The sequence below is a fragment of the Amnimonas aquatica genome, from assembly GCF_002943415.1.
GTDB lineage: Bacteria > Pseudomonadota > Gammaproteobacteria > Pseudomonadales > Moraxellaceae > Perlucidibaca > Perlucidibaca aquatica_A.
In genome coordinates, this window is the sequence record NZ_PTQZ01000235.1 from 1 (window position 1) to 2,689 (window position 2,689).

At 66.5% G+C, this 2,689-nt stretch carries 2 protein-coding genes and 2 pseudogenes; 1 reads left to right on the forward strand and 3 read right to left on the reverse strand.

Annotated elements, in window-relative coordinates; translation table 11 throughout:
* The coding region (locus tag C5O18_RS08420) for a phosphoadenosine phosphosulfate reductase domain-containing protein (RefSeq protein ID WP_158249311.1) at window positions 1-273 on the reverse strand (273 nt) is incomplete at its 3' end.
* A 213-nt stretch (window positions 274-486) separates the two neighbouring features.
* Window positions 487-1,397, reverse strand: a pseudogene (locus C5O18_RS08425) (malate dehydrogenase).
* 229 nt (window positions 1,398-1,626) lie between these two features.
* Here C5O18_RS08425 and C5O18_RS08430 point away from each other — a divergent pair.
* Window positions 1,627-2,220: a 6-pyruvoyl trahydropterin synthase family protein gene (locus C5O18_RS08430; RefSeq protein WP_105193113.1), complete on the forward strand. Its 594-nt coding sequence runs from the start codon at window positions 1,627-1,629 to the stop codon at window positions 2,218-2,220.
* Between the two features lie 337 nt (window positions 2,221-2,557).
* On the opposite strand, the pseudogene C5O18_RS11030 reads toward C5O18_RS08430, so the two are convergent.
* Window positions 2,558-2,680: pseudogene (locus tag C5O18_RS11030) on the reverse strand (helix-turn-helix domain-containing protein); the annotation flags it as partial.
* Between the last annotated feature and the right edge of the window lie 9 nt (window positions 2,681-2,689).

A 2,689-nucleotide genomic window follows, 5' to 3' on the forward strand; every position in this document is an offset into this window, starting at 1 on the left:
CGAACGCTTCGGCAGGTAGATGGTCAGGTTCAGGTTAAGCCGCCTGGCCAGCTCGTCGGCGTAGCGGTAGGTGGCTTCGGTGTTGTAGCCGTTGTCCATCCAGACCACCGGAATGTCCGGCTTGACCTGGGTCACCAGGTGCAGGATCACGGCCTCGTAGGGCCGGAAGTTGGTGGTGACGATGGCCGGCTTGCCCAGCCCCAGCGCCCATTCCGTGAGCCTGGCGGCATCCTGTCCGAGTTCGGCGTTGATGTGTTGCAGATCGAGACTCATTGCAGGCCCTCCTGATCGGTGTGGCGGCCGGCACGTTGCTGCGGGGCCGCATCAGACGCGCGATCTTAGCAAATGCTGCCGCCGGGGTGTGGGCTGCGGGGGGCGGAAAAAACGCTGCGCTGCAATTTTCCGCCCCCCGCAGCCCGCACCCCAGACCCCATGAAGCAGAAGGCCCGCACGATGGCGGGCCTTCCGGTACAGCGAGAGGCGTACTTACTTCAGCAGGCCTTCGACGCCGGCGCGCTCTTCCAGCAGCTCGTTCAGCGTGAAGTCCATGCGTTCGCGCGCGAAGGCATCGATTTCCAGGCCTTCGACACGCTTGTACTCACCACCTTCGCAGGTGACCGGCACGCCGTACATGACACCTTCCGGAATGCCGTAGGAGCCGTCGGACGGCACGCCCATGGTGACCCACTTGCCGTTGGTGCCCAGGGCCCAGTCGCGCATGTGGTCGATGGCGGCGTTGGCGGCCGAGGCAGCCGAGGACAGGCCGCGGGCGGCGATGATGGCGGCGCCGCGCTTGCCGACGGTCGGCAGGAACACTTCGCGGTTCCAGACTTCGTCGTTGATCAGGGCCTTGACGCTTTCACCGCCGATGGTGGCGAAGCGGTAGTCGGCGTACATGGTCGGGGANGGTCGAGACGCAGCATGGCGGTGAAGTTCTTGGCCGGCAGGTCCGGCGCCGACTTCATGGCGATGTAGGCGTTGGTGTTGGCCGGGTTGCCGACCACGAGCACCTTGACGTTGCGCGAGGCGACGGCGTTCAGGGCCTGGCCCTGGCCGATGAAGATCTTGCCGTTGACGGCCAGCAGCTCGGAACGTTCCATGCCCGGGCCGCGCGGACGCGAGCCGACCAGCAGGGCGTAGTCGGTGTCCTTGAAGGCGGTCAGCGGGTCGCTGTGCGCTTCGATGCCCACCAGCAGCGGGAATGCGCAGTCCTGCAGCTCCATGATCACGCCCTTGAGCGCGTTCTGGGCCTTTTCGTCAGGGATTTCCAGCAGCTGCAGGATAACCGGCTGATCCTTGCCGAGCATTTCGCCGGAGGCGATGCGGAACAGCAGGGCATAACCAATCTGGCCGGCGGCGCCGGTAACTGCCACGCGAACGGGCTGCTTGGTGCTCATCATGAAACTCCTGGATAGGGCGTTTTTGTCAGGGCCGCCGCCGGGCCTTCGTGAGGCTGGAGCTGCGGCGGCCGGGGGTCCGGGCGGGAATTCTACACGCGGCCCCGGCAAGATGCGACCGAAAAAGCCGGCGCCGGACAGCCGGCTTTGCTAGAATGTGGGCACTGTTTTCACCCGCCGCCGGCGCCATCGCGAGCCGTCCCGGCGCCGACGCTGCCCGGTACCGACCATGCTGATCCGCAAGCTGTTCCGCTTCGAGAACGCCCACATCGTGCGCAATTGCAGCAGCGACCGCTGCCGCCGCTCGATCCACGGGCACAGCTACCAGGTCGAGGTGCTGCTGGAGGCGCACGCCCTCGACCACGGGCAGATGGTCTATGACTTTGGTCTCATGAAGGGCGATATCCGCAGCCTGATCGACAGTTTCGACCATGCCGTGGCGTTCTGGGACCGCGACGACCCCGAGTACCTCGACGCCTGCCGCAAGTTCAGCGCGCGCTGGATCGCGCTGCCGGTGTCGCCGTCGGCGGAGCAGTTCTCGCGCGTGTTCTTCGCGCTGGTCGACCGCGTGCTGGCGCTCACCGACATGGCCAACGGCGAGCAGGACGTGCGCCTGCATTCGGTGATCGTGCACGAGACCGCGACCGGCTATGCCCAGTGCTTCCGCGAGGACATCGAGAACCCGCGCATGGGCGAGCTGCCGCTCGAGCGCATCGTGTTCTCCGACCAGGTCCGTGCCGAATGGCCGGACCCCGACCTCTGGCAGCGCCTGCTCGACGGCCGCCGCAGCCGCAACCCCGAGGTCGAGCTGCAGGTGCGCTGAGCCGAGCCCGGCCGTGTTGCCGGTGCCGGTGCCGGTGCCGGCCGCCGCGTCGGCGCCGGAGCGCCGTTCGTCCGGCAGACCATTCGCACGTGATCCGTCGTCATCATCCTGTCATGCCTGCCGGTTTATTTCTCTGCCTGCCAAATACAGACAGAGAAAAGAGAGAGCCGATCATGGATATGGAACGTGACGACCTGTGGGACCGCGAAGCCGACTACATCGATATCGATGCGCCCGAAGCCTGGAGCGATGACCGCTGGGCCGATGCCACCGAACTCTGATTCACCCCCTGATGCGCGCCGGGCGCTCCGCCCTGGCGCCGCCGCTGTTCCAGCGCGCGCCGGCGGTACTCGCCGGGCGTTTCCCCCGTCCAGCGCTTGAACGCGCGCTGGAACGCCCCCGGGCTTGAAAAGCCCAGCATGAAAGCCACTTCCCCGAAGCTCAGCGTGGTCTCGCGAATGTGTCCGGT